Genomic DNA, 25,861 nt, shown 5'->3' on the forward strand with positions numbered 1-25,861 from the left:
GTAACATAAACAAAGGAGTTCTTTGGGCTGCCCAGTTGCCTGACTGAATTCCTTGAATTCGTTCAATTCATTCAACAGATTGCCGGATATACAGACCGGTCATTTCGGCGACGCATCTATGGACACGCTCAGAAAAAACAAAGGTCAGCGCGGCTGGATCGTGATTGCTGCGGGTGCGACACTGGCTCTGGGATTGGTTGGTTTTGGCGTCAGCCAGCTCATCGCGAATCAGCAAAGGGCACAGCAAGCCGCGATTGAGGCTCAGGCTCCCCCACCAGAACGGGTCGAAGTGGTTGCTCTGGGACGGCTGGAACCGCAGGGGGAAGTGATTCGCGTGGGCGGGCCTACTGGTGAAAGGCTGGGTCGGCTTCAGGTGCAACAAGGCGATCGGGTTCAGGCTGGGGCAGTGCTGGCCTACCTGGAGAGCTATGGCGAACGGTTGGCAGAACGGGATCTGGCAGCGAGTCAGCTTCGAGAGGCAGAGCAACGGCTTCAGGCAGAAACCTCTGTTGGCAATGCCCAGATTCAAGAAGCGCAAACCCGCGTGCAGCAGGTCGATCGCCCTACTAATTTTCAGATCCAGTCGCAGGAAGCCACGATCCGCGATCTAGAGGCACAGTTTGCCTTGGCACAAGCTAACCTTCGCCGATCGCAGGAGTTACAGAGTCAGGGAGCCATTTCCCAGCAGTCGCTCGACCAGCAAATCACCCAAACCCGACAGGTACAAGAACAGCTCAATAGTGCCAGAGCCAATCTAGTTCGGCTGCAAACCCAGCGTCAGACCGACCTGCAAAACGCCCAGGCACAGGTTCAATCGCAGCGGGCAAGCGCCTCTCTCAGTCAGGTAGAGGCAGCAGTCGAGTCTGCTCGTCAAAACCTCAACCTGGTACAGGCAAAACTCGATCGCACCACCATTCGCGCCCCTCGCGACGGCAGAGTTCTGCGCGTGATCACCCACAGCGGGGAGACGATCGGGGAACAAGGCATCCTCGATCTGGGCAACACAAACCAGATGGATGTGATCGCAGAGGTTTATGAATCCGATATTGGGCTGGTGAAAGTCGGTCAGCCTGTGACGATAACGAGCCGCAACGGAGCTTTTGAAACGCCCATTACCGGAAAAGTCTCTGAAATTGGCTGGCAAATCTTCAAAAACGATGTGCTAGACGATGATCCGGCGGCGAATGCCGATGCCCGTGTGGTTGAAGTACGAGTCCGCCTGAACGACAGCAAACCTGTTGAGGCACTGACAAATTTGCAGGTGGATGTGAGAATCGACGTGAAGTAATCTTTCGGAATGGAATGAAAGACGATCGCGGCAATATTTACCTGGCAGTCAACGGTACACTGATGCGGGGTTTAGAGCTAAACCCGAATCTACTGAACATTGGAGCCACCTTTGTTCAAGAAACCGAGACGGCTCCAATTTATCGGCTGTGGTCGATCGACGATCGGCACCCGGCAATGATGCGCGTGGCAGAAGGGGGCAGAGCGATCGCGCTTGAAATTTGGGCTGTGCCTCCGGCAGGCCTAGCGAATGTACTGATGCAGGAGCCAGCCGGACTGGCGATCGGGAAAGTGCTGCTTAACAATGGCGAAACGGTGCTCGGCGTGCTGGGAGAACCGTTTCTCTGTGAAGATCAGCGCGAAATTACCCAATGGGGTGGCTGGCGTGCCTATATTGCTAACTCTTCAAGCTGAATCTTCAAGCACTTTTTAAACACCTTAAAAAACCGCATGGGCAGTTTCCCGGATGTGGTCGCGATCGCAGTTCGATAGGCTGGAGGATGTGTTCCTTTGTTCTTTGTACCTCCTTTGTGAGACTTGTATGAGTGACTTCCACTCTTCTGTTTCCTGTTCAGATGTCTTCTGCCAAGGTAGTCATCTCGAAGATAGTCATCTTGATTGCAGTCATCTCGAAAGCCTCAAAACTGAATTCATCACGACGATCTCTCACCAAGTTCGCACACCGCTTAGTGTTATTTTTCTCTCTGTCGAACTGCTAAAACTGCATGGGGAGGACTGCACCGAGGCAATGCAACAAGCCTACCTTAGCCAGATTTACCACGCCGCCAAAGAAATCAATACCCTGTTTAACGAGACTCTGCCGATGATCGATGCTGATCTCGCTTAGCGTCTTTTGCGGCGGCACGATGCGTCCGCAATTCCTCAAGACGGTCATCTTCATCCGGTAAAGGCTGTAGAGAAACTGCCTGCTGCGGAATACCGATCGCAATTCCGGCACTATCAAAGGCGAGCTTCAGCCGCTTCCGATATTCCCGCGCCACCTCCCACTGTTTGAGCGGTTGCGTTTTGATCCAGAGGCGGATAGTTGACCCGGTTGAATCGAGCTTATCCACACCCAATAGTGCAGGCTGGTCGATAATTAAATCCTGCCAGTACGGATCGCGCGTCATGTCCATTGCTACCTGCTCAACCACGATTAAAGCCTGATTGAGATCAGTGGTATGGGCAACGCTGATGTTGATGTCTACGCGAGACCATTCCTTTGACAGGTTTTGCACGATCGTAATTGCGCTATTTGGAATGGTGATTAGTCGTCCTTCTTCGTTGCGAAGCTGGGTAATGCGAAGGTTCATATTTTCAACCAGTCCAGTAACTTCGCCGATCGCCACCACATCGCCCACGCCATACTGATCTTCCAGCAGAATCAGAAATCCATTAATCACATCTTTAATCACGTTTTGCGACGCCAGAGAGATACCGACGCCTGCTACCCCGGTCAGCGTCAGGAGCACTGGATTCACCTGCAAACCCAGCCAGGTTACTGCAATCAAAATTCCTGTAATGACGCAGAGCAACGCCGCAATACTTTTTGCCACTCTGGAGAAAGTGGTAAATCGCAGAACAAGACGCTGCGGAGCAGACGGATCAAAGCTCGAAGAATCTTGCAGTGCCAGGAAAAAGCGATCGATCAGGACTGCACTCACCCGCACTCCCAGATAAGTGACAATTCCCACTGCCAGCAAACGCAGCGGAATCTGAATCCACTGCACCAGTAAAGGCTGAAGCCATCGGCTATAGGGAAACAAACCCACGATAAAAAATAGCCCGCCGCCCCACAGGATAATCTGCAAAGTCTGTGATAGTCGCCGTTTAATATCGTTTACGCCTTGCTGCTGCTGATTTGCGGCGCGACGTTGCAGCAGTTCGCTCGTGGTAGAAGGGACGGGCGTTTGGGTTGAGTCACTGAGTTGCTGAGCATTGCTCTTGGACTGAACCGAGAGCGTCCGCCGCTCACTCTGAAGCTGTCGCTGAAACCGAAGCAGACTCAAGCTGCTAATGCCGATCGCCAACAGGGTAATCAGAGCGCGAAGCGTTTGACCTTTAATGGATTGGGGCTGCCGTTCTTGCTGTGCTCGCACCAGCGCATCGGCAATTTCAACGGTGAGCTGATCCGCCCAATCTTCTAGACTACTGCCGTTCACTTCGGCATCTAGGGCAGTTACGGTGAGCAGTTCATCCTCGTAGGTTCTGCTGTCTGCTTCATATCGAGCGGAAATAATGGGCTGACGACTGGTTGGGTCAACCCTAGCCGTGACCTGCAGCGTTTCTGGATCAAACTGGCGATCGATAATTTGTTGAAGCCGCTTCTGGATCAGGCTAATTCGGCTAGAAATTCGGTTTTCTCCCGGTTTATCGGCTTGCTCCACTTCAGGAACAGCGATCGTAAACAGCCTGCGTCCGTCGAGCCGCACCACGCCGCGATCGATGCCTGATCCGACGCGACTGGGCACAGGGCGAATCTGGGGAAAACTTTGCTCAAACTGACGGAGTTGGGGCGGTAGAGCTTCCCTGGGTAGACTGCTTGCCTGACCCACCGCCAAAATTCCCGATTGCGTCAGGACGATTGCCGCTGTTGCCAGTCCGATCAGTCCATAGCCCAGCTTCCGCAGGTGAAGTTGCCGGAGCCAGCCAGCCAGAATTCGTGACGCAGCTCGCTCGCGCGGTGGTTGATTGTGCAAATTGTTCATAAGCTAAATTCCCTAACGACATCGAACTCCGGGCAGCCAGTTCTCAAACCACTAACCCGCCAGTTTGTTCTATTCGGGTGGTCTCTAGCTATTCCTCCTTAACAGAGACGATCGGGCATAAAAGTCCAGGCAAGATGATAGTCTATTCCGGCGTGAACTGCCAAACGGCGATCGAGCGAAAAAGAAGAGTGATTAGGATAGCAAATCCTGAAAACACCCCTGAAAACACCCCTGAAAACATCCTTGGGCAAGACATTACCTGGGCGAAGAGAAATTTGAGACTCAGGGCTTAATGAGGAAATTTGAGGAGTGGCAAAAATCCTGCATTGCCTCCTAAATCCTCCAAAAGTGATTTGCGGTTATTTGTCGCTCCAAAAGAGCAAAGGGAGACTTTGAAACGAGGAGGAAGTGAAGTTTCTTACAGAATTGGCTACTGTACAGACACAATCGATAGCCCTTGCTTAGTGTGCCTGACAAAATCTGCCTGACAAAATCTACCTGACAAAATCTGCATAGCAAAATATGCCGAACCAAGGGTTACTTAACCAGGAATTCTGCAAAAACCAAACCTGTTCAAAGTCTCCCTTTTAAAGTCTCTCTTTTACAGGAGATTTAAGGGGCTGAATAGACTAGAACCGGGTCAGAAATTCCCATAGGAGTCGATCGCCTGCTTTATTCGGTCGATTGCCTGCTCTACTGGGATTGCGCCCAGTTCACCCGATGCACGGGTGCGGATGCTGAGCGAATTAGATTCCACCTCTTTTGCGCCAATCACGGCCATCACCGGAATTTTCTCCTTCTCGGCGTTGCGAATCATTTTGCCCAAGCGTTCGCCGCTCTGGTCGATGACAACGCGAATCCCGATCGATCGCATTTGGTCTGCCACCTGTTTCGCAAAAGGCAAATAGTCTTCGGTGACTGCCAGCAGCCGAATTTGTTCGGGAGCCAGCCACAGCGGGAAGTCTCCGGCATACTCTTCGATGAGAATCCCAATCAGCCGTTCCAGAGAGCCAAATGGAGCACGGTGGATCATCACCGGACGCTTACGAGTTCCGTCTTCGGCAACATACTCCAGGTCAAATCGCTCCGGCAGGTTGTAATCAACCTGGACGGTGCCAAGCTGCCATTCACGGCCGATCACATCCTGGAAGATAAAGTCCAGTTTGGGACCGTAGAAAGCCGCTTCACCAATGCCTTCAAAGTGATCCATCCCCAGTGTTTCCACTGCCCGGCGGATTGCGCCCTGCGACTTCTCCCAAGCTTCATCAGAACCAATGTATTTATCGGATTCTGGATCGCGGAAGCTGAGCCGTGCCCGGAAGTTCTTGAGCTGAAGACTCTTGAACACCGACAAAATCAGATCCACCACATTGAGGAATTCCTGATCGAGCTGCTCTGGGGTGACAAACAGGTGAGCGTCATCCACCGTAAAGCCACGAACGCGAGTCAAGCCGCCCAGTTCGCCCGACTGCTCATAGCGATAGACCGTGCCAAATTCCGCCAGGCGCATCGGCAGATCGCGGTACGATCGCAGTTCACTCTTATAGATCTGAATGTGAAACGGGCAGTTCATTGGCTTCATCACAAAGCCTTGCTCCTGTTCCCGCTCCTCGTCATCGTCGGACATCATCGGGAACATATCTTCTTTGTACTTCTGCCAGTGTCCCGAAATCTTGAACAGATCGACTCTGGCAATGTGGGGCGTGACCACGGGCAAATAGCCGCGCTTGATCTGCTCCTGTTTCAGAAAGTCTTCCAGGGTCGATCGCAGCACGGTTCCTTTCGGTGTCCACAGCGGTAAACCAGGACCAACCGGATCGGCAAAAATAAACAGTCCCAGTTCCTTGCCTAGCCGTCGGTGATCGCGTCGCTGTGCCTCTTCTTTGCGGCGTTTATATTCGGCAAGCTGTTCGGGAGTTTCCCAGGCAGTGCCATAAATTCGCTGAAGCTGTGCCTTGGTTTCGTCGCCGCGCCAGTATGCCCCCGCCACCGCCTCTAGCTCGATCGCACTTGGGTCAAGCTCACTCGTGTTTTCCAGGTGAGGACCACTGCACAGATCCCACCACTGGTCGCCCAGGTGATAAATAGTGATTGGCTCGGTCTTGATGTCGTTCAGGATTTCTAGCTTATATGGCTCGTTAATCGCTTTAATCCGCTGCTCTGCCTCTTCCCGGCTCACTTCTTCTCGACTGACGGGCAGCTTACGGTTGATGATTTTGATCATCTCTTTTTTAATCGCCTTCAGATCCTTCTCGGTAAACGGATCGGGGCTATCAAAGTCATAGTAGAAGCCGTTTTCAATCCAGGGTCCGATCGTCACCTGCGCTTTGGGAAATAGCTTCTGGACTGCCATTGCCATGACGTGCGAAGTCGTGTGGCGAATCTTCTGGAGTGCTTCGGATTCGCTGGTGCGCGGTAGGTAAATTTTTTCGGGTTGCGCCTGGGCTTGATTCTGAGGTTGTTCGACAGCAGCGTGGGCTTCTGAATAGGACATGGGATGAATAGAATTGAACTTTTGATGCTCTAGCCTCTATCTTATCGACCGATGGGCTGAGCCGCAGTCCTTCATTTTTCATCTTCCTCGCAAAACTTTCTGAGAGAAGCGGTGAATCAACCTCACATTTGTTACATTTCGTAATATGCGTTAAGCTAAAAAGTACGAATTTACTGGTGAAAATGCTCGATTCCCAATCATCTCCTGACCCGGAGTTTCTCAAAAACCTGCTTCAGCCCCTTTTAGAAGACTTTCAATACTGGTTCAATCGATCGCGCACTTTATTAGAGTCTGAGACGATCGAATTTCTCACTACCGAACAACAAGCAGGCCTCCTGGTCCGGGTGCAGCAGGCGCAGCGAGAAGTTGCAACGGCTCAGATGCTGGTTAACCTCACCGAGGGACAGGTGGGCTTAGACACTGCCATTCTGATGCCTTGGCACCATTTGGTGACGGAGTGCTGGCAGGTCGGAATGCGCTACCGGACTCAGAAGGCAGACCGGCGATAGAGGGCAGGATGGATGACGAATCCTCCTAAAATCTGAGAAACTAAAGGAAGATAACTTTTAAAAAACTATTGTGTATAGTGTGAACGAGTGGAATTGAGCAGAGAATAGTGAAACGCCTGGCAAAGAGGGCTGACATTTTCTGCTCATACCGATAGCAAGTGCTGACAGTCAAGCTCGGCAGTCAGTCCCAACAATCGGTTTCGAGATTAAGGCGCATCTGATTTCTGAGAGATTTGGTCTGGAGGCAAGCTTTTATGTTTCATTTGCTTTACATTTTTGCCTTTACCATCCTGGCATTCCTGGCGGTTGGCAATCTCATTCGCAGCATGATGATGCTGGGCATCGATTCTCAGCGATCCTACGGCAACGGCAGACAAAATCGCCGCTACGTTACACCCCATCCTGAACTGCTTGATGATGCAGGCAATCTCAGTAAGGAGCCGTACTTGGTGATGCGATCGATTAGTGTTGAGGATGCCCGCGAACGGCTGGATGCCCTCTTCAATGCTTCCCCTGGCGGACAGGACGATCCTTCTGAAGAAACCCGCTAAGCGATCGCGCTCGAATGGAATTCTCAGAAAAACTTATCCAATGCGGCATTTACGGTCGTTGATATCAAGCTAAGTTCGTTTCTATCCCGCAAAATTCCCTGGCGATTGTTGCAGCTTAAAGGCAGCTCGCTGGGGATAATTAATTTTATTGATAGATAATTAATTGGCAGCTGGAGCTATGGGGCTAAGACAATACGCTGCTGCGCTAAGCAGGGCAAGAGCAACTTAGGACGGTAAAGATTGCTGCTGCCGCAGGTCAAGACTATCTGCCAGACTTGGCTCGTCCCAATCCAGCGGTGAACTCTGGTCTGAAGGCAAAACGGTGACGATTGCAGGCGTTGTGGCTTCTGCGGTTTTGGGATTACTCGTTGTTTGAACCGTTGTCTGAGCCATTGTCTGGACCAGGGCTGGCTGAGCGATCGGAGCTGGCTGAACCTCAGGAGACGTGGCGGCAGCAAGTTGCTTTAATGCAGCAGACTTCACCACAGGCGGTCTTCCTGACTTGCTTTCTAATCTAGGAATGGGTCGATGCGGACGCAGCGCATGGGATACTAGAACCCCACTTATCGCCATGCTCAGGGCGGTCGCCCCCAATAGCACGATCAGCAAACTGGGTGCTTGAGAAGGCTGATAAAAGTCGCGATCGTCTAAAGCTGCACCGGGTAGACCCGTCTGCTCAAAATCAATGGCTCCATTCGTCGACCTCCCTGGTATTGGTTCTGCAGGCGGAGACGGTGAAATTCCCGATTCGGGTGGAGCTTCAGCCGTAGACGGCACAGCAGGAGCAGAAGAAACCGTTGCAGGAGAAACAACTGTCGGGTCAAGCAGCGATCGGGCTGCCAGCGTTGCCGCAACGAGCAGAATCGCCCATAGCCCAAAAACAAGGAGAAAGCCAGGATGGTGCGATTGCTTTAGCAAAGAGGTTAACCCCGGTGGGCGAGAACGCCGAGGGTGGGGCTGTGACAGTGGAGAATTTGAACGACCTGCTCGGGTCTGACGTGGATTTGATGTGCCTGACCGATGACGAACATTTGCTCTGGTTTGCTGCCGGACGGTTTGCCTGCCCATCGCTCTCAGCCCTACTCACTGCATCCCAAATCAACTACATCGATCACCCACTTCGTTACAGGCGTTTGATCCTGCTACGTTTATTCTATTCGTTTCACCAATTTGTGGGTAGGGGACAGAGGGGTGCGGTAGATGCAGCAGACTATGAATCGCCTTTGAGGGCAAACTGGATCAGTCGATCGACAAGTTGCGGATAGGCAATTCCACTCGCCTCCCACATCATCGGATACATGCTGGTTGCCGTGAACCCGGGCAGGGTATTAATCTCGTTAATCAGGATTTCTCCGGTCTGCTCTACGTAAAAGAAATCGACCCGCGCAATGCCTGCTCCGTCGATCGCCTGAAACGCCTGAATTGCCATTTCCTGAATCCGTGCCGTTACGTCCGGCGGCAGTTTTGCCGGAATTTGGTGGCTCGACTGCCCTGGTGTGTACTTGGTTTCGTAGTCGTAAAAGTCGCTGCTAAAGATGATTTCCCCTAGCACAGAAGCCTTCGGCTGATCATTACCCAAAACCGCGCATTCTACTTCTCGCGCTGTTACGCCTGCCTCGACAATGATGCGGCGATCGTAACTGGCAGCACTGTCTAGCGCGGCTTCTAGCTCGGCACGGGTGCGGACTTTGGCAATTCCAACAGACGAACCAAGATTAGCAGGCTTAACAAAGCAGGGATAGCCTAGATTTGCTTCTAACCGATCGCACAGTTTAGGAAACACACAGGGATTCGACCAGACCTCTGCTCGCGTCACCGTCTCATATCTCACCTGCGGCAGCCCGACCTGAGCAAAAACGCTTTTCATCGCGATCTTATCCATCCCCACCGATGAAGCCAGCACCCCAGAACCCACAAAGGGAACCTGCATCAGCTTCAGCAAGCCCTGAACCGTTCCATCCTCGCCGTTCGGACCATGCAGAACCGGAAACCAAACATTCACTGTTGCAGCATCAGACGGCAAATTCCACAGTTTGGCGCGATCGAAATTCTCGTCATTCAGGGCAAGCGGCACACCCGAATCGAGAACCTGCTGAGCGATGTCTCCGCCTTGCCAGCAGCCGTCCTTCTGAATGTAGAAAGGCAGCAGCGTATATTTTTCTGGATTGGGAGCGGTTGCCAGTGCCCGGGCGATCGATTGAGCAGACCGAATCGAGACTTCGTGTTCCCCCGATCGTCCGCCAAAGAGCAAACCGACGCTAAGCGTGTTTATAGGCGTGGTCATGGATTTCTTTCTCCCGCTCACCTCATCGCAGATAGCCTATCACAACCCCACAATTTTGCTGCGCTATGCGGATAAACAATAAACCTAATTTGGAAGAGCCTTGTCGCCCTAGGCAGCAGCATCAGAAGCAGCCTGCGAATCGGGAGATCAAGCTCAAGAAAACGCAGTTAGCTTTTGCTTCAGCCAGATATCCTCTTTCGCAAGCAGGTAACGCGGGTCGGAATAGATTGCAATGGCCCGATTGTATGACTCCAGGGCAGACCCATAAGCCTGCATTTCTGCCAGCAGCAGCCCGCGATTAAACCAGGCTTGATGATAGTCAGGGTCGATCGCCGTTGCCCGGTCGTAGCAAACCAGGGCTTCCGCTTTGCGATCGATTGCAGATAACGCATTACCGCGGTAGTTCCAGGTGTGGCAATTGCGTGGTTCGAGCTTTAAAGCGCGATCGAATGCCGTTAAAGCAGCGTCATACTGCTCCTCAACACAGAGGACACAGCCTTGCTTCTGCCAGGATTGTGCAGAATGAGATTCAGAGAAAGAAGACATCAAATGAGACATCAAATGTAGATTGCTAGTGAGGATAAATGGCAGACCGGGAAGTGCCGCAGTCTTAATATCAAACTTAGATCACTGGAATTAAAACAGGGGTCAAGGGCTTCGCCTCAGCGTTAGCAGGAAGCCTTTAGACTCGCCTAGCGAGCAGGCAAATGGGCAGGTGGGACATCGACGCGGGCAGGGCGTTGGTATTTCGTCTGTGCAAGGTCTGGGTGGGTATCGCTTCGCTCTACGAACTCGATCGACGGGGCGGTTGTTGCAGTTGAATTGAACTGGAATTGAACTCAGAATTCGATCGCTAAAAATGCAACAGAAACTGATGGAAGAATTGATAAAAGAATAAGCGGCAATTTGCTAATCAAAAATCAGGTTTTTCATCGGGTTTCGGTTAATTAAGCAATGAAGATCTATCTTTCAACGCAGGCAGGGCTTCCATCGTTTGAGGGAGGACGAGGATCGAGCGCGTTCACTAATATTACCTTGTGAATCACGCAGTCCAGAGGAATTTAAGCATGAGCGAAAATGCTTTGAACGATCAGAATCAGGAGCGAGTAACAAGACAGCCCGCCGTTCCTGAAGAAGTCGATCCGCAGCAGTTGAAAGAGCAGCGGGAAGAACTGAGACGGGAAGGCAACAATCTGACCGCTAACCCTGGCGATCGAATCGACGACTCCAAGAGCTTGCAGGAAAAGGCTCAGCAGGTAGCAGTCGATGCACCGGACATCACAGGCGATCACATTGTGGTTCCGGCTTACTTTGTAGTAGATGAGCCAGACGGATCGCAAAAAGCACTGCACCACGTTAAAGATGCAGAAGAAATCTCAGATGTGATTCGGCAAGCTCGTATGGATGAAAACGGTGAGAGAACCTGGTGGTAGAAGAATTACTTTGGCTTGCGCGAAACAGTAAATTTGTTTCAAATAAAGTCAGAGAATTTTGTTCTCCGATCGGTTGATTTTTCAGCGCAAATTTCATTAAAACGCTCTTTTTTTAGGAGGAATTATGAATCAGTTAAGCAGAGAAAGCCTGCCTCAAGATATCAAAGATGTTCTGCCGGAAGAAGCTCAAGGAATCTTTGTTGCAGCCTATAACAGCTTCCTGGATAATAGCCAGGATGAAGCTGCTGCTCGTGAAGTTGCATGGCAAACGATTAATAATAATTCCCGCTTTGCTCGCGGCGAAGATGGCAAATACGTGACCGTGGATGAATACGATGGTGGTCACGATCGCCCCCTTGCCAATATGCCCAGCTCGTAAGCAAGATTGGCTTCAGGCAATTTGTTCTGTGCAATTCTAGTGCAATCAAAGAAGTGATCTTCCTAAGGTTAGGCAAGCTAGGGCTTGCCTTTTTTGTTGCAGGTTTATCGGCAGAGAAGCAATGTCGCTTACAGAATTTGAGCGGACGGGTATCCTGAATCTCTGTAAGCAAGATAAAACCCCTTCTAGATTGCCAAACTGCCAATGAAGTTTCGTGTGGATTTGCTGTTTTCGTCTCGTTTTGTGTCTCGCTTTAGCCGCCGAACCGATTCTCCGCAAAATCAATTTTTGAAACAGTCTTTCCGACGCGGATTTGTCGCGCTGTCTCTAATTCTAATCGGCTTAGTGGGGTCGCTTCTGCTGAAGGGAGAACTGCTTGGCATCGCCTCTGCTCGTGCTGAGAGTCCGCCTGTGAGCGAAATTCGGGGTGTCTGGCTCACCAACGTAGACAGCGAGGTGATGTTTAGCCCCGATCGGCTGGACAATGCACTGCAAACCCTGCGGCAAATGAACTTCAACACGGTCTACCCAACGGTGTGGAACTGGGGCTATACGCTCTATCCCAGCCCGATTGCACAACAGGCAAGCGGTGTGGCGATCGATCCGCGAGTGCCAGCTTTGCAGGATTGGCAAATGCTGTCTGACTTGATTCAGAAAGGGCATCAGCAAGGATTAACTGTGATTCCCTGGTTTGAGTTTGGCTTTATGATCACGGCTGAATCAGAAATTGCGCTGCGGCATCTTGACTGGATCACCAACCGACGAAACGGTAGCCAGATTTGGCAAGACGGTATTTATCAGCGTCGCTGGCTCAACCCCTTTAAGCCAGAAGTGCAGCAGTTTATTCTCGGTTTGATTCTGGAGATTGTCACTCACTACAACGTAGATGGCATCCAATTTGACGACCATCTGGGACTGCCTGACGACTTTGGCTACGATGCTTACACGGTGCAGCTTTATCGCCGTGAGCATCAGGGCAAACTGCCCCCTGCGAGTCCGCAGGATCCAGAGTGGGTCAAATGGCGGGCAGACAAAATTACCGCGTTTATGAGAACGGTGTTTCAAGCCGTCAAAGCCCGCAAGCCCAATGTTCTCGTTTCTCTGTCGCCCAACAGCTATCCCTTTGCCTATCGCCACTTTTTGCAGGACTGGCGCAACTGGGAGCGATCGGGCTTGATTGAAGAACTGATTGTACAAATTTATCAAGGCAATTCGCAGCGATTCCTTGCAGAGCTTTCCCGTCCCGAAGTGCAGGCAGCCCGACAGCATATTCCCACTGCGATTGGTCTCCTGACCGGCCTTAAAGACACTCCGGTTCCCATTCGGCAAGTGCAGCAGCAGGCAATCTGGACGCGCGATCGACGCTTTGCAGGTATTTCCCTATTCTTCTACGAAAGCCTGTGGAACCTCAGCCGCGAAAGACCGCAGGATCGGCAGGCAGTGCTGCGATCGATCATGGCAGGGCAAGTGAGGCGTCCGAGCGTGTTGGATAAAGGGGGAAATGATTAAAAATCCTCCACATGGGTACTCTATCCACTGAAATCGCCTGTTATAACAGAACCGATGAGTTACCTGTCAGGGTTCATCCATTCGGGGACTCACGTTTTGCTCCGTGATTGCTCTGTTGTCACAGGATGTTCGATCGATGGTGTACTCAGTGCGAATGGTCTTGGATACGTGGCTGAAGCATAGTACGGCTCAAGGCTCAAAGCTCCCGGAAAACCAAAAAGAGTTTGTTCGGGCAGGAACCGTGTTGCCGATCGTCGCGTTTGAATCGGCTGCTGAGAATCATTGGCAAATCACGCTCGGTCGAAATGCACAGGGTCAGCAGATCCAGTTCCAGGGCAGGAATACCTGGTTTGTATACCGTCCTGCGGCGCAAATTTTGCAAGACGGACAGGCGATATCAAGCACTTCCCCATCAGGGGCAGTCACTCCCTCGTCCCCTACTTCTCCTTCTGCATCTACATCTATGTATAGTCTCCGCACCGTATTGGATACCTGGCTGAAGCAAACCACCGGGCAGGGTTCGACCCTTCCAGATGACCAGCGACAGTTTGTGAACAATGGAACTGTTTTGCCACTGAATAGCTTTGCAACTGCCAACAATGATCACCTGAAGATTACGCTTGGTCGGAATGCCCAGGGTCAGCAGCTTCAGTTCAAAGGTCGAAATACCTGGTTTGTTTATCGTCCTGCGGTGCAGATCCTGCAAAATGGCAAGCCGCAGTCTCGCAGCCCGGCTCCCACTCCCGCGCCTCGTCCGCAGCCGTCTAAGTTTAGTATTCGGCCGCTGATTGATACTTGGCTCAAGCAAACTACCGCTCAGGGAACGAGCCTGCCAGACAGCCAGCGACAGTTTGTAAACGGCAGCACTGTTTTGCCGATCGTCGCCTACGAAGTTGCGCCCGATAATCATTTACGAATCACTTTGGGCATTGATGCTCAGGGAAACCAGGTGCAGTTTAAGGGTAAAAATACCTGGCTCATTTATCAGCCTGCGGTGCAGTTGCTTCGAGATGGACAGCCGATCGGCAATTCTCCCACTCCAAGCGGAGCGCGGCAGATTAACAGCAAGGGGCTACGGCTACTAAAGTCGTTTGAGGGGCTGCGGCTTGAAGCGTATCTGGATGCCGTCGGCGTCTGGACGATCGGCTACGGCACGACTTCGGGCGTGTTTCCGGGACAGCGGATCACCGAGGCACAGGCAGAAGAATTCCTGCGGCGTGATCTGCGGCGTTTTGAAGCAGCGGTGACGGATTTAGTGACAGTTCCGCTGAACGACGATCAGTTTTCTGCACTGGTGTCGTTTACCTACAACGTGGGTGAAGGCGCCTTTGGGGGGTCAACCCTGCTGCGCCTGCTGAATCAGCGCGACTATCGTGGGGCTGCTGAGCAATTTCAGCGGTGGAATCTGGGCGATGGCGTTGAGTTACCGGGACTGACACGCCGCCGCCGGGCAGAACGGGCACTCTTTTTGAGCGAAGACTTCACTGTGTTTCTCTAGTTCTTAGCATAAGAGCAGTTGGCCCATGGGGCGCATTGCATTAAATTCCTCACGAGGGGTAAGGATGGATACCCGATCGCCCATAATGACAACAAGCGATCCATTTTCTCCCCTGACCCCTAATCTCCCTTGACCCCCGGAGGAGTCTCAATGCTGCGAGAAGTCACCCCTGCAATGCGCGATCCCAATACCCCGCCCGATGTGATTATTCAACCAGAGGCACGCCGCCCGGAAACCGATCCAACCTTGGGGATTTCGGTGAATACGCCTCGGCAGGTCGCACAGCAGGGCACCCCCCGACATCGACTGGTGGCGATCGGTGACTCGCTGACGCAGGGCTTTCAGAGCGGCGCAATTTTTAATACAAGTCTTTCTTATCCGCGTTTGATTGCGGCTGAGCTGGGCTGGGCAGAGTTCCGCTATCCCATCTTTGCTGGACCGGGCGATGGTTTGCCGATTAATCTAGAGTGGCTGGCCCGACGGCTAGAGCGGCGATACGGCGAAGAAATCAACTGGTGGGAATTTGCTCCGGCTCTGCTTACAGTGCGGGATTTACTCGATCGCAGCGAAGACTACTGGGAGCGGGAAGCGGGTTCGATTCCGCCTGACCCTTATGGCAGGATCAATCACAACCTGGCAGTTTACGGCTGGGATTTGCGAAACATTATTTCTAAAACCGCCGATTGGTGTCTGGATAAAATTCGGCAACACCCGTCCAGGGATAACCTGGTGCGTCAAATTGTGCAGAATGCCAATGAAATTGCTGCCGTTCGAGTTCTGAATTCCGCCAGAGATGGTGAGGGACGGGCACTTTCCCCGCTCGACGCAGCCCAGGCACTCGGCGCAGAAGGCACGCTGGAAACCGGAGAAGGCGATGGTATCGAAACGCTGATTGTCCTGATCGGATCAAACAACGCGTTGGGCAGCATCCTTCAGTTCAACGTGGTCTGGAGCGGCGAGGGTTACGACGACGTTAACCGAAACGATCGCTACACCGTTTGGCGACCGATTCACTTTGAAGCCGAATGGAACCAGGTCGTCGCGCAGCTTAAGCAAATTCGCGCCCGTCATGTCATTATCGGCACGGTTCCCCATGTGACGATCGCCCCCTTTGCTCGAGGCGTAGACCGCAAAGTTGCGCCCGGTTCCCGCTATTACCCGTATTACACGCTGCCCTGGATCAACGATGACCAGTTTAATCCTCAAAAACATCCCCACATCACCGAGCAGCAGGCCAGGGCGATCGATAGCGCGATCGATCAATATAACGATGTCATGGCCAACTCGGTCAGGCAGGCACGACAGGAAGGGCGAGACTGGTATTTGTTTGAGCTGGTGAGCTTGCTCGATCGGGCTGCCATACGCCGTTATGTCCTCGACCCCACTGCGCGTCCCTCCTGGTGGGAAGACGTAGGTGGAGCCTACAAGCTGCCTGCGCCGCTGCAAGCCCTTGATCCGGTTCCTGACTCGCGCTTTTTCGTGTCCGATCGCCTGGGTCGCAAGCAGGGCGGGTTATTTTCGTTGGATGGCATCCATCCCACAACGATCGGCTATGGCATCATGGCGCAGGAAATTATTCAGATCATGCAGCTTGCCGGAGTGCAGTTTAATCAGCCCAACGGCACGCCCCGACAGGGTAAAGTTGAGATTGATTTCGATCGCCTGATCGAGCTGGATACGCTAATTTCTAATCCGCCCAAATCAATTTCGAGTGATTTGAGTTTGATTAGCTGGCTGGACAGTAATTTTAATGTGCTGAGTCGGATGGTGCGATCGAGTACGGCTTAGGGGGCGGGGCGTAGAGAGTAAAGCAACTAGGAATTCAACGGCAAACTCGAATATTTTAGTTAGGAATATTTTAGTTAGAACGATTCGCGATCGGATTCTCCAAGATGTAACTCAGGCAGTGCCCCTGCTCACGCGCTACCAAAAGCTCTGAAAACAGGAGGAAGCCATCGCCCTAGAAAGCCCAATTCAAATGGAACTGCTGCTGTCTGGACGAATGATTAAATAGTAAGACACCCTCAAGGCTAGGAAGGGGGATCAAATTAGTTGATGCGCTCTGTATTGCCGCCTTTGACCCAGCCTTCACTGCCATCCGTCAGCCGAATTTTTTGCCATCCGCCATCCGGGCTGTCCTGCAAAACCGTGACCTGTTGATTAAAGTCAACTCCGCCAATTTGAGCTGCATCTGCACTGGCTTCCTGCCGCAAAATTAAACCGATCGGCTGATTAACCCGGGCAGCAAATCCCTCCGTTGCCGGACTGGGACTCGCGGCAGGAGAAGCAGCAGGGGCAGCAGGACTGGCAGCCGCAGACGGAACAGCAGGCGGAGCAATCGGAGACGGAGACGGATCATTAGGAAACGTCGGTCTGGGCGGCGGAGTCGCGACGCGAGTGAGCAGATATCGAGTAGCCGCCATGCCCGAAGCAAACAGTAGCCCGATCGCCAGCGTAACTCCCAACACAAACTGACTGATATTGGTCAAACTCATCGTGCAATCCCCAATCTCAAAGGTGAACTCAACGACACCCTATTGTATGGACTGTTGCTGAATTCTGCTACCTAAACTATTAAGGCGAGAGGCAAGCCGCACTCTGCCGTTTTCTGCCCAGTCTTGCAAAATCCGAATCTGGTCTTGAGCAGTACGCGCCAGGGGAATGAGCTGACTAGCAGCTTCTAAAATATCTTCTGTCGTGAAGTCTCGGTTCTGGCTAAAGCCCAGGTGCATAGCTTCGATTAAAATTTGCTCAATTTCTGCCCCAGAAAAGTCAGGGGTTTCATAGGCAAGGCGATCGAGGTCATAACTCTTCAAGTTGTGGGGACGCAGGCGCGAAAGATGCACGGCAAAGATGGATTTTCGCTCTTCCTGGCTGGGAAGCCCCACAAAGAAAATTTCGTCAAACCGTCCGCGCCGCAGCATTTCGGGCGGCAAAGCCTGAATATTATTCGCCGTCGCGACAACAAACACTGGAGATTTCTTTTCGGCTAACCAGGTAATAAACGTACCAAAAACACGGCTCGTGGTTCCCGAATCGCCTCTACCATCAACACCGGCAAACGCTTTATCGATTTCGTCAATCCAGAGAATGCAGGGAGCCAGAGCCTCCGAAAGCTGAATCATCTGTCGGGTTCGCAGTTCCGACTCTCCCACCAAACCTCCAAACAAACGACCCACATCCAGTCGCAGCAGAGGCAAATGCCAGTGATGGGCGATCGCCTTTGCCGTCAGGGACTTCCCAGTTCCCTGGATGCCGACCAGCAGCAGCCCTCTGGGATGGGGTAAGCCATACTGACGCGCCCGCTCGGTAAAGGCTCCGCCCCGCCGTAATAGCCAGTCCTTCAGGTTATCCAGTCCACCAATGTCAGAAATTCGCTCGGTTGCTGGATAAAAGTCAAGGATCTGGGTCTGGCGAATGGTTTGCCGCTTTTCTTCCAGCACCAGCTCGACATCTTCCTCCTGAAGGGTTCCTCGACTGGCGATCGCTTTTGCCAAAACGCGGCGAATTCGCTCCATTGAAAGTCCCTGACAGGAACGCACCAGTTCATCCAGCATTTTTGCGTCCAGCGTTTGCCCAGTTGCAGGTAAAAGGCGATTGAGTTCTGTTCGAATCTCCTCGGTTTCGGGCAGGGGAAATTCCTGGACGGTCAGCACTTCGCCTAAGTCTTCAGGAATTGAGAGCTGGGGCGACAGCAGCACAATGTTCTTCGGCTGAGACTTCAGCAAACGCGACAAGTTTCGCAGCTTCCGCGCCACTGAAACATCTTCGAGAAACCGATGAAAATCTCTTAGCACAAAAACGGCAGGAACCGTCGCAGGCAGCTTTTCTACAAATTCTAGTGCCTGAACAGGATTGCGTTTTCCAAAGCCCGTATCGTTGGGATTACCTTGATAGCCGTCTACAAAATCCCAGAAATAAACACCCCGGTTGCCCTGCCGTTTTGCAGATTCGACAATGGCAGCTTCAACCCGTTCTTCTTCGCGTGTCGGAATGTAAATGATGGAATAGCGGGCACGCAGCAGCAGTTCAAACTCGTCATTAAAAGCCATCAGCAGTCAGAGCCTAGTGAGCGGTTCAGATGAAGTGATTCACAGTTGAGGCAAATCGCTATACGAAAAGTCTCCACTTCACTCTACCAATTCACTCTTAGAAATCAATCCGCTTCCGGTTCTAACTGCTGATTTTCCTGCCGCACAGGACGGCTGCTACTAGGGTAGATGGTTGCGTAAGGCTTCCAGCGATGCCCAACGCCGATCGACTGTCCCCGACGTCTCACTGTTCTCCTGAATTTGAATACCCTGACACTGCTGATCACAAAGCTGACGCTGTGGCAGAGCCAGACAAAACTGCTCATACAGCCAGGTTTCAGGCGCAAAAAATCCGTTGGGCGGCAGCGTTTCGACCAGATCGTCAAAGGCAACTTCGACCTCTGCGCCCTCTTCTTCAGGCTCAATTCGCTCTTGAAGCCAGATCACCTCAGAAGCATCTACCACAAGCCGATGATTGTACTGCTGAAGACAGCGATCGCAGGTCAGCGTTACGATCGCTTCTGCCTGGGCACGCACTTCCAGATAGCCTGACCGATGGCTCACTTTAACAAAGCCCTGCACCGGAGTCAGCGTTTCCAGCTCGCGCAGGTGCTCGCGTACAGAAATCGTTTCGGTTTGTTCAACTGCCTTTAGAAGCTGCGGGATGTAGATCCGTTCCATAATCAGTCCCTTTAACACGAATTAGAGCCACGACAGAAACAGCAATCCTGCCTCAGCTCTTTTCATCAGTTTAACAAGCACTGTTTATCAAAAACGTTGAGTATTTTCCGACCGGGGCGATTCGGGTTTACCCAGAATGAGGGTTACTCTTCAGCAGGCTCCGCTTCAATCTGGTGCAGACGAATCACTAAGCGGCGATCGGGTTCTCGCCCCCGGCTAAAGGTTTCCAGGTCAGTGAATTCTTTCAGATAGGTATGTACCTGTCGGCGTTCTGCGGATGAAAGGGCAGTCAACTCGTATTCCTCACCGCTTTCGCGCACCTGCTCTATCGCACGATCGGCAAGAGCCTGAAGCTCAGTTTGCCGTCGTACCCGATATCCTCCCAGCTCCACTGTAAACGCGGTTTGCTGCTCTTCTGGATGCCCTAAGTTCAGCGTAGTATTCGCAAGATACTGAATTGCGTCTAGAACAGCCCCATCCGTTCCTAGCAGCGACTCAACCTGGACAGGAGACAGGGTGCGATCGTCGATCGTCAGCCAGCAACTCCCCTCCGTGCTGAGCTTATCTGCATTCACTTCAACAGAGGCGGGCAGTCCCGCCATGGTCAGCAATTCTTCCAGCCATTGTTTGCCGTGCTGAACTGAGGTGTCATCCATAGCAGCCCCTAACCTTTTTTCTTGTCGGTGCGCCCAGTGTCTTTCTTTGCAGTCTTATTCACAGACTTGTTTTCGGATTTAGGCGCATCCTTCTTAGCCGTTTCTTTCTTAGGTTCCTCCAGTTCTTTTTTAGAACGAACTGGCTCAAACGGTAAAGCTTCTCGACCGTTGCCCTGCGCTTTTTCTTCAGCCTCCACCAGCTTTTGCAAATTTTCCGGCAGGGGTTCTCTGGAAAGAATCCAAGTTTGCAGGGTTTGGAAAATGTTGGCAATCACCATATACATCAGTACCCCGGCAGGCAGCGGGAAGAACAGAAACATCCCGGAGAATATCACAGGTGTAATCCGGTTGACCGTCTGCTGCTGCGGATTCGAGTTCGGTCCCTGTCCTGAGATGAGCTGGTTGACGTACAGGCTGAGTCCGAAGAACACCACCATGCCGACAATATCCCAATTAATGCTGCCATCTGGATCGGTTGCGCCAACTCGTCCCAGAGCTTTGATAAACAAGAAGCCTTTGTTGGCTGCCAGTCCGGGCATTATTCCTTGCAGTGTAGCTTCACCGGGCTGGAGTGCTTCCAGGCTACCATTTTCATCAATGCGAACCAGATCTTCGCCTTTGGTAATCTTCCAGCTTGGCTTCAGCTCGGTTTCAGGATACTCCGCCAGCACTTCTTTCAGCGATTTACCCTCAGAAGTTTGAAACAGAATTGGCGTTTTCTCACCGATTGCAAGCTTATTTCCACCTGCAAGCAGTGCCGCGACCGGAACGTGAACTCCGTCCGCAATATAAATATTTTGAGGATTCGTGGTAAAAGCTTGGGGCTGAATCTGCTCGATCTGCTCACGCGGCAAAATCTGCACGTTAACGTTGTAGTTCACGTCAGAGAATGGCGACCCACGCAAGGTGGCAAACAGCGCAAACAGGACAGGCATCTGCACCAGAACGGGAAAACATCCCGCCAGCGGATTGCCAAATTCCTTATAGGTTTTGCTCATTTCCTCCTGCTGCTTTGCAGGGTCGTCCTTGTAGCGTTCCTGGATTTCTTTGACCCGCTTTTGCATGGCAGGTTGAGCAACTCGCATCCGACGCATACTGCGAATTGAACCTGCACTCAAAGGATAGAGCGCAAAACGAATTACCAGGGTCAGGGCGACGATCGCCAGACCATAGCTAGGCACAATCCCGTAAAAGAAATCCAGGATCGGCAGCATTACATTGTTTGATAAAAATCCGACACCAAAGTCCATGCGCTTTGTCTACCTGCGTCCTTCGAGTGAGTCCAAGTCTAGCGTACCGAAATTGTGAGCGATTATGAGTAGAGAAAACCGAAGAGGCAAGGAGCTATTATCTGAGCAACAGGGTCGGGATTTTCCCGCAGAGTCTCAGACTCAAAGCATCTCCTGCCCTCGGAGCAATTACTTCGACGTACCTAGCCCGCCGCTGATGTTCCGCGCTCTTGCTGGAATTTTTTCACTAATGTAGCCATACACTTCTCGGAACTTGGGCACTGCTCGCAGCTCAATCCGGCTGCCGTCCTTGAGCGTAATCACCATATCGCCCCAGGCTCCCAATCCTCGCGGTACAGTCACAATTTTGGCGACTTCCGAGTAGATAAAATCAGCTCGATCGCGACCCATCCAGCCGCCTGTTACCGAGATTCGGCGATCGGTAATGCGATAGCGAAGCCAGAGGGCACGAACGATCGCGCCAACCGTAAGCGGCAGGCATATCACTGTGAAGCCTAGCAGAATATTCGTAATTAGCTCGCCGATATGAGGACCGCCCTCGTAATAGACTTCTTCCTTAATCGCCATGCCATACCTCAGCACTTGTCAATAGCTGCTTTAATTCTTGCAGAAATTGTTCATAACCGCACTGAGTTGCGCTGGGTTTTACCACAATAACCAGCATCCAGCCTGGAACCAAAGCGGGAAGAAACTGCCGGAATACAGCATGAATTTGCCGCTTAATCCGGTTTCGCACTACTGCCCGCTTACTCACTTTTTGGCTGATCGAAATCCCAATCCGGGCACAGCGAACTGCCTCTGAATTTAGCGCAGCCGGCAAACGCAAAGCTCTCAACGTCAAATTAGCAGTCGATCGCCGTAGACCCGACTGATAGACTCTGCTAAAGTCATCACGATGTTTAAGCCGATGGCATCCAGGCAGAGCCACGTCAGCCCATCCATTGACGATCGCGTCTAACTAACAGAAAGTTTTTCCCGACCTTTCTGCCGCCGCGCCTTAATCACACGCTGTCCATTCTTGGTTCGCATTCTTGTCCGAAAACCAGAAACCCGTCTGCGCTTCCGGCGAGTTCCTTCCAGGGTGCGCTTAGTCATACCGCTTTGCTCCCAGCAATTCTAAAGATCTAAAAAGCCACGATTTCTAATCATACCACCCCGTTGCCGGGAAGCAAGAAGGCTAGCGAGATGCACTGCCCTGGTTGTTGATGCTAAGAATCCAGGTTCCCACATAGCGCATCATCGGCAGATCGCCCGGAGAGCGCACCATTGCATTGAAATAGTGAGTTCCCGGACGGTTGGGGTTCCGTACGTTAGACAAAATGATTTGCACCCGGGTATCTGCCGGAACAGGTTCCTGAGGGTAAATTTCCAGCACCCGGTTATCCTGATCCCATACCACATCCTCGATCGCAATTTTCTCGCCGTTTGACGTGACTTCGACCCGCTCTGGGTCAAATCTGCCCCCATAAGTTTCGGGGTAAGTGACGGCAAATTCAGATACCGCAAACGTCATTTTGGTGGCTGGAATATTGAGATAGTACCGATCGCGAGTTCCCGGTCTACCATAGTAGTCCTGCCGATAGCTGAGCTGATTTTCCCGGCTTACGCCACTAAAAATCGTTAACCCCGGACCTCCCTGAGCCAGAGCGGTTGCAGCTAGCCCGGTCAGGAGACAGCTACTTGCTGCTAGAGCGGCAAAAAGACGAAGCATTGGAGAAGTTTGGCGTTTCATAGGTTAGGAATGATTTACAGCTACATTGCCAGGAATGTTAGCAAGTCTTAATTCACCTAAAGACTCTATCAAAATTCGTGAAGTTCCGCGTGCGCGATCGGACGTATCCAAGGACTGGCACAAGCCTCTGCAAGGCGTTTAGAGTATTCCACCCAAGCGACATCGCTATGGCAGAGACCCCGATGTCCCGACGATTTCTCGAATTCGGTAGATCGGACGCTTTTGAGACTCATGATAGGTTCGCATCAGCAGCTCTGCCAAAAGCCCAAAGCTAAAAAGCTGTACTCCCGTTAAGAACAACACGACTGCCAGAAACAGCAAAGGGCGATCGCCAATACTTTGCCCCAGTGCAAACTTGACAAAGGTCAGGTAGAGTCCGGTTGCTATGCCTAGCAGCATTGAGATCAAGCCAAACCAGCCAAAAACGTGCATGGGCCGGGTGAGAAATCGCTTCATAAAAAAGATGGTGAGCAAATCCATCAAAACGCGAAATGTGCGCCCCAAGCCGTATTTACTCTGTCCAAAGCGGCGGGCATGATGCCGAACCGGAATCTCAGCGATTCTGGCTCCCTCAATAAATGCTAGAGCGGGTAGAAAGCGGTGCAACTCACCATACAGATTCATATCGATCACGAGTTCCGATCGATAAGCCTTCAGTGAACAGCCATAGTCGTGAATCTGCACGCCTGTCACTCGACCAATCAGCCAGTTCGCAATGCGAGAAGGAATCAGGCGAGTCATCATGGCATCCTGCCGCTGCTTGCGCCAACCGCTCACCAAGTCATATCCTTCTGCCAGCTTTGCTAGAAGATTGGGGATATCAGCCGGATCGTTTTGCAAATCAGCATCTAACGTAATAATTACTCGACCCCGCGCCTGGTTGAACCCGGCTGCCATTGCTGCAGTTTGACCGTAGTTGCGACGCAGCAGCACTGCTTTTAGGTCCGTCCGCTCCTGAGCCATTTGCTTTAGCAGCTCGGTCGAGCCATCCTTTGAGCCATCATCAACACAAATAATTTCATAGGAGAGCTGATTGTCTTGCAGCGTTCGGGCGATCGTCTCCATCAGCACAGGTAGGCTTTCCACCTCGTTGTAGAGCGGCACGACCGCAGAGACGTCCAGCGGCTGACTGGGTAACACAACCCGTTCCTTCGCATTGCCCGACAACAAGGATGAACTCATAGCTTTTTTAAACTCCTCTCCCAGGTAGTATTCCATTCTCAGCATGAAACTGCATAGATGGAAAGATCTCAATCTGCTTGTAGGACGCAGCAGCCGATGATTGAGTGCCATTTCTAGTCAAAAGGGCGTGGCAAAATACATCATAGAACTGAAGAAACGATACAGTTCCAGCAGTCACAATGAAATATAGTTCATCTCTGACTCTATCCAGGTCAGAAGTCATGTCAAGAGGTTATTCTTCATGCCCCTGACAATTCTTGTTGCCGACGACGATCCAGGAACTTGTCTTGCGGTCAGTGATTATCTTGAGCTCAAGGGCTATTCGGTAATTGCAGCAGACAATGGGGCAAAGGCACTAGATTTGGTCGGTCACTACAGACCGCACTTGCTCGTCACAGACGTAACAATGCCGCAAATGGACGGCTACGAACTCGTTCGTCAGGTGCGTCTCAAGCCAGAATTCCGGCTGCTGCCTGTGATTTTCCTGACCGCCAGAAGCGATACCCAGGAGCGAATTCGTGGCTATCAGCTAGGGGGTGATGCCTATCTTGCTAAACCATTTGAGCTAGAAGAACTGGGAGCCGTTGTTCGCAATTTGCTGGAACGATCGCAGCTCATTGCAACCGAGTGGCGATCTCAGGCAACGGTGGGAAGATCAGAAACAGATACGGCTGTGCAGCCTGTAATTCAACCGCCTGCTTCGCGTCAGCAGCTATTAGATTTTACAGGCCGCGAAATCGAAGTTCTTTCCCTGCTATCCGAGGGATTGTCGAATAACCAGATCGGAGAGCAGCTCCACCTGAGCCCGCGTACGATCGAGAAATATGTGAGCAGCCTACTGAGAAAAACTGAAGCGAACAATCGAGCAGAACTGGTGCGCTATGCAATGGAGCATCACTTAGTTGACTAAGCAAAGTTGACTGAGCAAAAGCTATTTTTCGCTTGCTCAATTCCAACGGAAGTTGACCAAATCTACCGCAAACCGAATGCTGCTCAGGTTTTGACCTTTACGTTAAGCTTGCCCGGAGTACGACGAGTCTTACGAATCGAGTAAGGCAGTACCCCAACTAGCAGAGCAAAAATCTCATCCGGGATGCGGGCGATCGTTTCTTGATCAAAGTAGGTTTCAAATTGGGTTAAGACCATCTGGGCGCGCTTATCCGGCTCCGACTGGTCAGTAGACTGCTGGGTAAGCTTGATCCACTGTCGCCGGATCAAGTAGGCATTCTGGCGATCCTTGTGATGTTCAGGACGCAGCAAAGAGAGGTTTCCAACGGGAATAACGCGCTGACAGTCTTGATCGAAAATGCTGCCGATCGCTGCCCCTGGTCCTGCAAACTCGGCATGAAACTCTTTACATAAAATGAGTCCATTGCGTCGCCGACTGTTTACAATCCAGAGTTGACCCTGACGCAACCGCTCTAAAATTTGCTCTGCTACCTCATCTTCAAGCTGGGGCGGGTAGTCGAGTTCTGGCATGAAATCGATCGCGCTGCCGTGAGGCGGATTGCAGCTGTTCATTGTTCGGTTGGTTGAGACAGCATAGAAAGGACTCTCTCGTGAGGGAACCTGATAATACTGCCGAGTTTCGCTGTCCATCTCAATCAGCTCCCGTGGCTTGCCTGAGGCAGGCAATTCATGCAATACACTTTTGCAACACCCTCTTGGAACACCCTT

27 protein-coding genes are annotated in these 25,861 nt (G+C 51.9%); 11 read left to right on the top strand and 16 right to left on the bottom strand.

All coding sequences use genetic code 11. The features are described from left to right. Window positions 1-118 precede the first annotated feature (118 nt). From NDA02_RS01255 to NDA02_RS01265, 3 genes are all read left to right on the top strand, one after another. Window positions 119-1,288, top strand: a complete 1,170-nt coding sequence (locus NDA02_RS01255) for an HlyD family efflux transporter periplasmic adaptor subunit (protein ID WP_190792209.1) — start codon at window positions 119-121, stop codon at window positions 1,286-1,288. Window positions 1,289-1,302: 14 nt separating this feature from the next. Then, window positions 1,303-1,701, top strand: a complete 399-nt coding sequence (locus NDA02_RS01260; protein WP_190792208.1) for a glutamyl-tRNA amidotransferase — start codon at window positions 1,303-1,305, stop codon at window positions 1,699-1,701. 127 nt (window positions 1,702-1,828) lie between these two features. Then, the gene (locus NDA02_RS01265) at window positions 1,829-2,134 is read left to right on the top strand and encodes a histidine kinase dimerization/phospho-acceptor domain-containing protein (protein WP_190792207.1); all 306 of its coding nucleotides are present in this window, start codon (window positions 1,829-1,831) and stop codon (window positions 2,132-2,134) included. Here NDA02_RS01265 and NDA02_RS01270 read toward each other — a convergent pair. Then, the gene (locus NDA02_RS01270) at window positions 2,094-3,995 is read right to left on the bottom strand and encodes a mechanosensitive ion channel family protein (protein ID WP_190792206.1); all 1,902 of its coding nucleotides are present in this window, start codon (window positions 3,993-3,995) and stop codon (window positions 2,094-2,096) included. The genes NDA02_RS01265 and NDA02_RS01270 overlap by 41 nt on opposite strands. Window positions 3,996-4,635: 640 nt before the next feature. Then, a complete protein-coding gene (gene thrS / locus NDA02_RS01275) occupies window positions 4,636-6,489 on the bottom strand; it encodes a threonine--tRNA ligase (protein WP_348254290.1) in 1,854 nt (617 codons plus the stop codon). A gap of 182 nt (window positions 6,490-6,671) precedes the next feature. On the opposite strand from thrS, the gene NDA02_RS01280 reads away from it, so the two are divergent. Together NDA02_RS01280 and NDA02_RS01285 are read left to right on the top strand one after the other, a co-directional pair. Beyond that, window positions 6,672-6,998, top strand: coding sequence for a DUF2605 domain-containing protein (locus tag NDA02_RS01280; RefSeq protein ID WP_190789871.1), 327 nt, complete (start codon window positions 6,672-6,674; stop codon window positions 6,996-6,998). Between the two features lie 254 nt (window positions 6,999-7,252). Then, a complete protein-coding gene (locus tag NDA02_RS01285; RefSeq protein ID WP_190789872.1) occupies window positions 7,253-7,549 on the top strand; it encodes a DUF2973 domain-containing protein in 297 nt (98 codons plus the stop codon). Between the two features lie 225 nt (window positions 7,550-7,774). Here the strand turns inward: NDA02_RS01285 and NDA02_RS01290 are convergent, their stop codons facing one another. From NDA02_RS01290 to NDA02_RS01300, 3 genes are all read right to left on the bottom strand, one after another. Then, complete coding sequence (locus NDA02_RS01290; RefSeq protein WP_190789873.1) at window positions 7,775-8,467, bottom strand: hypothetical protein; 693 nt, start codon at window positions 8,465-8,467, stop codon at window positions 7,775-7,777. A gap of 292 nt (window positions 8,468-8,759) precedes the next feature. Then, the gene (locus NDA02_RS01295) at window positions 8,760-9,821 is read right to left on the bottom strand and encodes a D-alanine--D-alanine ligase (RefSeq protein WP_190789876.1); all 1,062 of its coding nucleotides are present in this window, start codon (window positions 9,819-9,821) and stop codon (window positions 8,760-8,762) included. A 165-nt stretch (window positions 9,822-9,986) separates the two neighbouring features. Then, on the bottom strand, window positions 9,987-10,379 hold the full coding sequence (locus NDA02_RS01300) for a tetratricopeptide repeat protein (protein WP_242067108.1): 393 nt from the start codon (window positions 10,377-10,379) through the stop codon (window positions 9,987-9,989). Window positions 10,380-10,900: 521 nt separating this feature from the next. On the opposite strand from NDA02_RS01300, the gene NDA02_RS01305 reads away from it, so the two are divergent. The 5 genes from NDA02_RS01305 (at window position 10,901) to NDA02_RS01325 (ending at window position 16,440) form a co-directional block, all read left to right on the top strand. After that, window positions 10,901-11,266, top strand: coding sequence for a hypothetical protein (locus NDA02_RS01305; RefSeq protein ID WP_348245780.1), 366 nt, complete (start codon window positions 10,901-10,903; stop codon window positions 11,264-11,266). Window positions 11,267-11,390: 124 nt separating this feature from the next. Next, complete coding sequence (locus NDA02_RS01310) at window positions 11,391-11,645, top strand: ChaB family protein (protein ID WP_190790132.1); 255 nt, start codon at window positions 11,391-11,393, stop codon at window positions 11,643-11,645. A gap of 204 nt (window positions 11,646-11,849) precedes the next feature. Continuing rightward, on the top strand, window positions 11,850-13,154 hold the full coding sequence (locus tag NDA02_RS01315; protein ID WP_348254292.1) for a glycoside hydrolase family 10 protein: 1,305 nt from the start codon (window positions 11,850-11,852) through the stop codon (window positions 13,152-13,154). A 136-nt stretch (window positions 13,155-13,290) separates the two neighbouring features. Next, the gene (locus tag NDA02_RS01320; protein ID WP_348254294.1) at window positions 13,291-14,652 is read left to right on the top strand and encodes a lysozyme; all 1,362 of its coding nucleotides are present in this window, start codon (window positions 13,291-13,293) and stop codon (window positions 14,650-14,652) included. Between the two features lie 150 nt (window positions 14,653-14,802). Further along, on the top strand, window positions 14,803-16,440 hold the full coding sequence (locus tag NDA02_RS01325; protein ID WP_348254296.1) for a hypothetical protein: 1,638 nt from the start codon (window positions 14,803-14,805) through the stop codon (window positions 16,438-16,440). 260 nt (window positions 16,441-16,700) lie between these two features. Here NDA02_RS01325 and NDA02_RS01330 read toward each other — a convergent pair whose 3' ends face one another. From NDA02_RS01330 to NDA02_RS01375, 10 genes are all read right to left on the bottom strand, one after another. Continuing rightward, window positions 16,701-17,147 carry an SH3 domain-containing protein gene (locus NDA02_RS01330; RefSeq protein ID WP_190790164.1) on the bottom strand — a complete coding sequence of 149 codons (447 nt, stop codon included), beginning with the start codon at window positions 17,145-17,147 and terminating at the stop codon, window positions 16,701-16,703. A gap of 39 nt (window positions 17,148-17,186) precedes the next feature. After that, a complete protein-coding gene (locus NDA02_RS01335; RefSeq protein WP_190790165.1) occupies window positions 17,187-18,704 on the bottom strand; it encodes an AAA family ATPase in 1,518 nt (505 codons plus the stop codon). 159 nt (window positions 18,705-18,863) lie between these two features. Continuing rightward, complete coding sequence (locus NDA02_RS01340) at window positions 18,864-19,364, bottom strand: YceD family protein (protein WP_190790166.1); 501 nt, start codon at window positions 19,362-19,364, stop codon at window positions 18,864-18,866. Window positions 19,365-19,507: 143 nt separating this feature from the next. Beyond that, window positions 19,508-20,020 carry a R3H domain-containing nucleic acid-binding protein gene (locus NDA02_RS01345; RefSeq protein WP_190790167.1) on the bottom strand — a complete coding sequence of 171 codons (513 nt, stop codon included), beginning with the start codon at window positions 20,018-20,020 and terminating at the stop codon, window positions 19,508-19,510. 8 nt (window positions 20,021-20,028) lie between these two features. After that, window positions 20,029-21,270 (bottom strand): membrane protein insertase YidC, encoded by a 1,242-nt coding sequence (gene yidC / locus NDA02_RS01350; protein ID WP_190790168.1) that lies wholly within the window; start codon window positions 21,268-21,270, stop codon window positions 20,029-20,031. A 168-nt stretch (window positions 21,271-21,438) separates the two neighbouring features. Then, the gene (locus NDA02_RS01355; RefSeq protein WP_190790169.1) at window positions 21,439-21,837 is read right to left on the bottom strand and encodes a PH domain-containing protein; all 399 of its coding nucleotides are present in this window, start codon (window positions 21,835-21,837) and stop codon (window positions 21,439-21,441) included. Further along, a complete protein-coding gene (gene rnpA / locus NDA02_RS01360) occupies window positions 21,827-22,198 on the bottom strand; it encodes a ribonuclease P protein component (protein WP_190790170.1) in 372 nt (123 codons plus the stop codon). The genes NDA02_RS01355 and rnpA overlap by 11 nt, the downstream gene beginning before the upstream one ends. A gap of 26 nt (window positions 22,199-22,224) precedes the next feature. Continuing rightward, window positions 22,225-22,365 (bottom strand): 50S ribosomal protein L34, encoded by a 141-nt coding sequence (gene rpmH, locus NDA02_RS01365; protein ID WP_190790171.1) that lies wholly within the window; start codon window positions 22,363-22,365, stop codon window positions 22,225-22,227. Between the two features lie 82 nt (window positions 22,366-22,447). Further along, window positions 22,448-23,002 (bottom strand): DUF2808 domain-containing protein, encoded by a 555-nt coding sequence (locus NDA02_RS01370; RefSeq protein ID WP_199296339.1) that lies wholly within the window; start codon window positions 23,000-23,002, stop codon window positions 22,448-22,450. Between the two features lie 165 nt (window positions 23,003-23,167). Further along, entirely contained in the window at window positions 23,168-24,184 is a 1,017-nt protein-coding gene (locus NDA02_RS01375; protein WP_190790172.1) for a glycosyltransferase family 2 protein, read from the bottom strand. 241 nt (window positions 24,185-24,425) lie between these two features. Here NDA02_RS01375 and NDA02_RS01380 point away from each other — a divergent pair, with 241 nt between their 5' ends. Next, window positions 24,426-25,094, top strand: coding sequence for a response regulator transcription factor (locus tag NDA02_RS01380; protein ID WP_190790173.1), 669 nt, complete (start codon window positions 24,426-24,428; stop codon window positions 25,092-25,094). Between the two features lie 83 nt (window positions 25,095-25,177). Here NDA02_RS01380 and NDA02_RS01385 read toward each other — a convergent pair whose 3' ends face one another. Beyond that, window positions 25,178-25,783, bottom strand: a complete 606-nt coding sequence (locus NDA02_RS01385; RefSeq protein WP_348254298.1) for a hypothetical protein — start codon at window positions 25,781-25,783, stop codon at window positions 25,178-25,180. Between the last annotated feature and the right edge of the window lie 78 nt (window positions 25,784-25,861).

This window comes from Leptolyngbya sp. ST-U4, assembly GCF_039962215.1.
Taxonomy (GTDB): Bacteria; Cyanobacteriota; Cyanobacteriia; order Elainellales; family Elainellaceae; genus Leptolyngbya_A.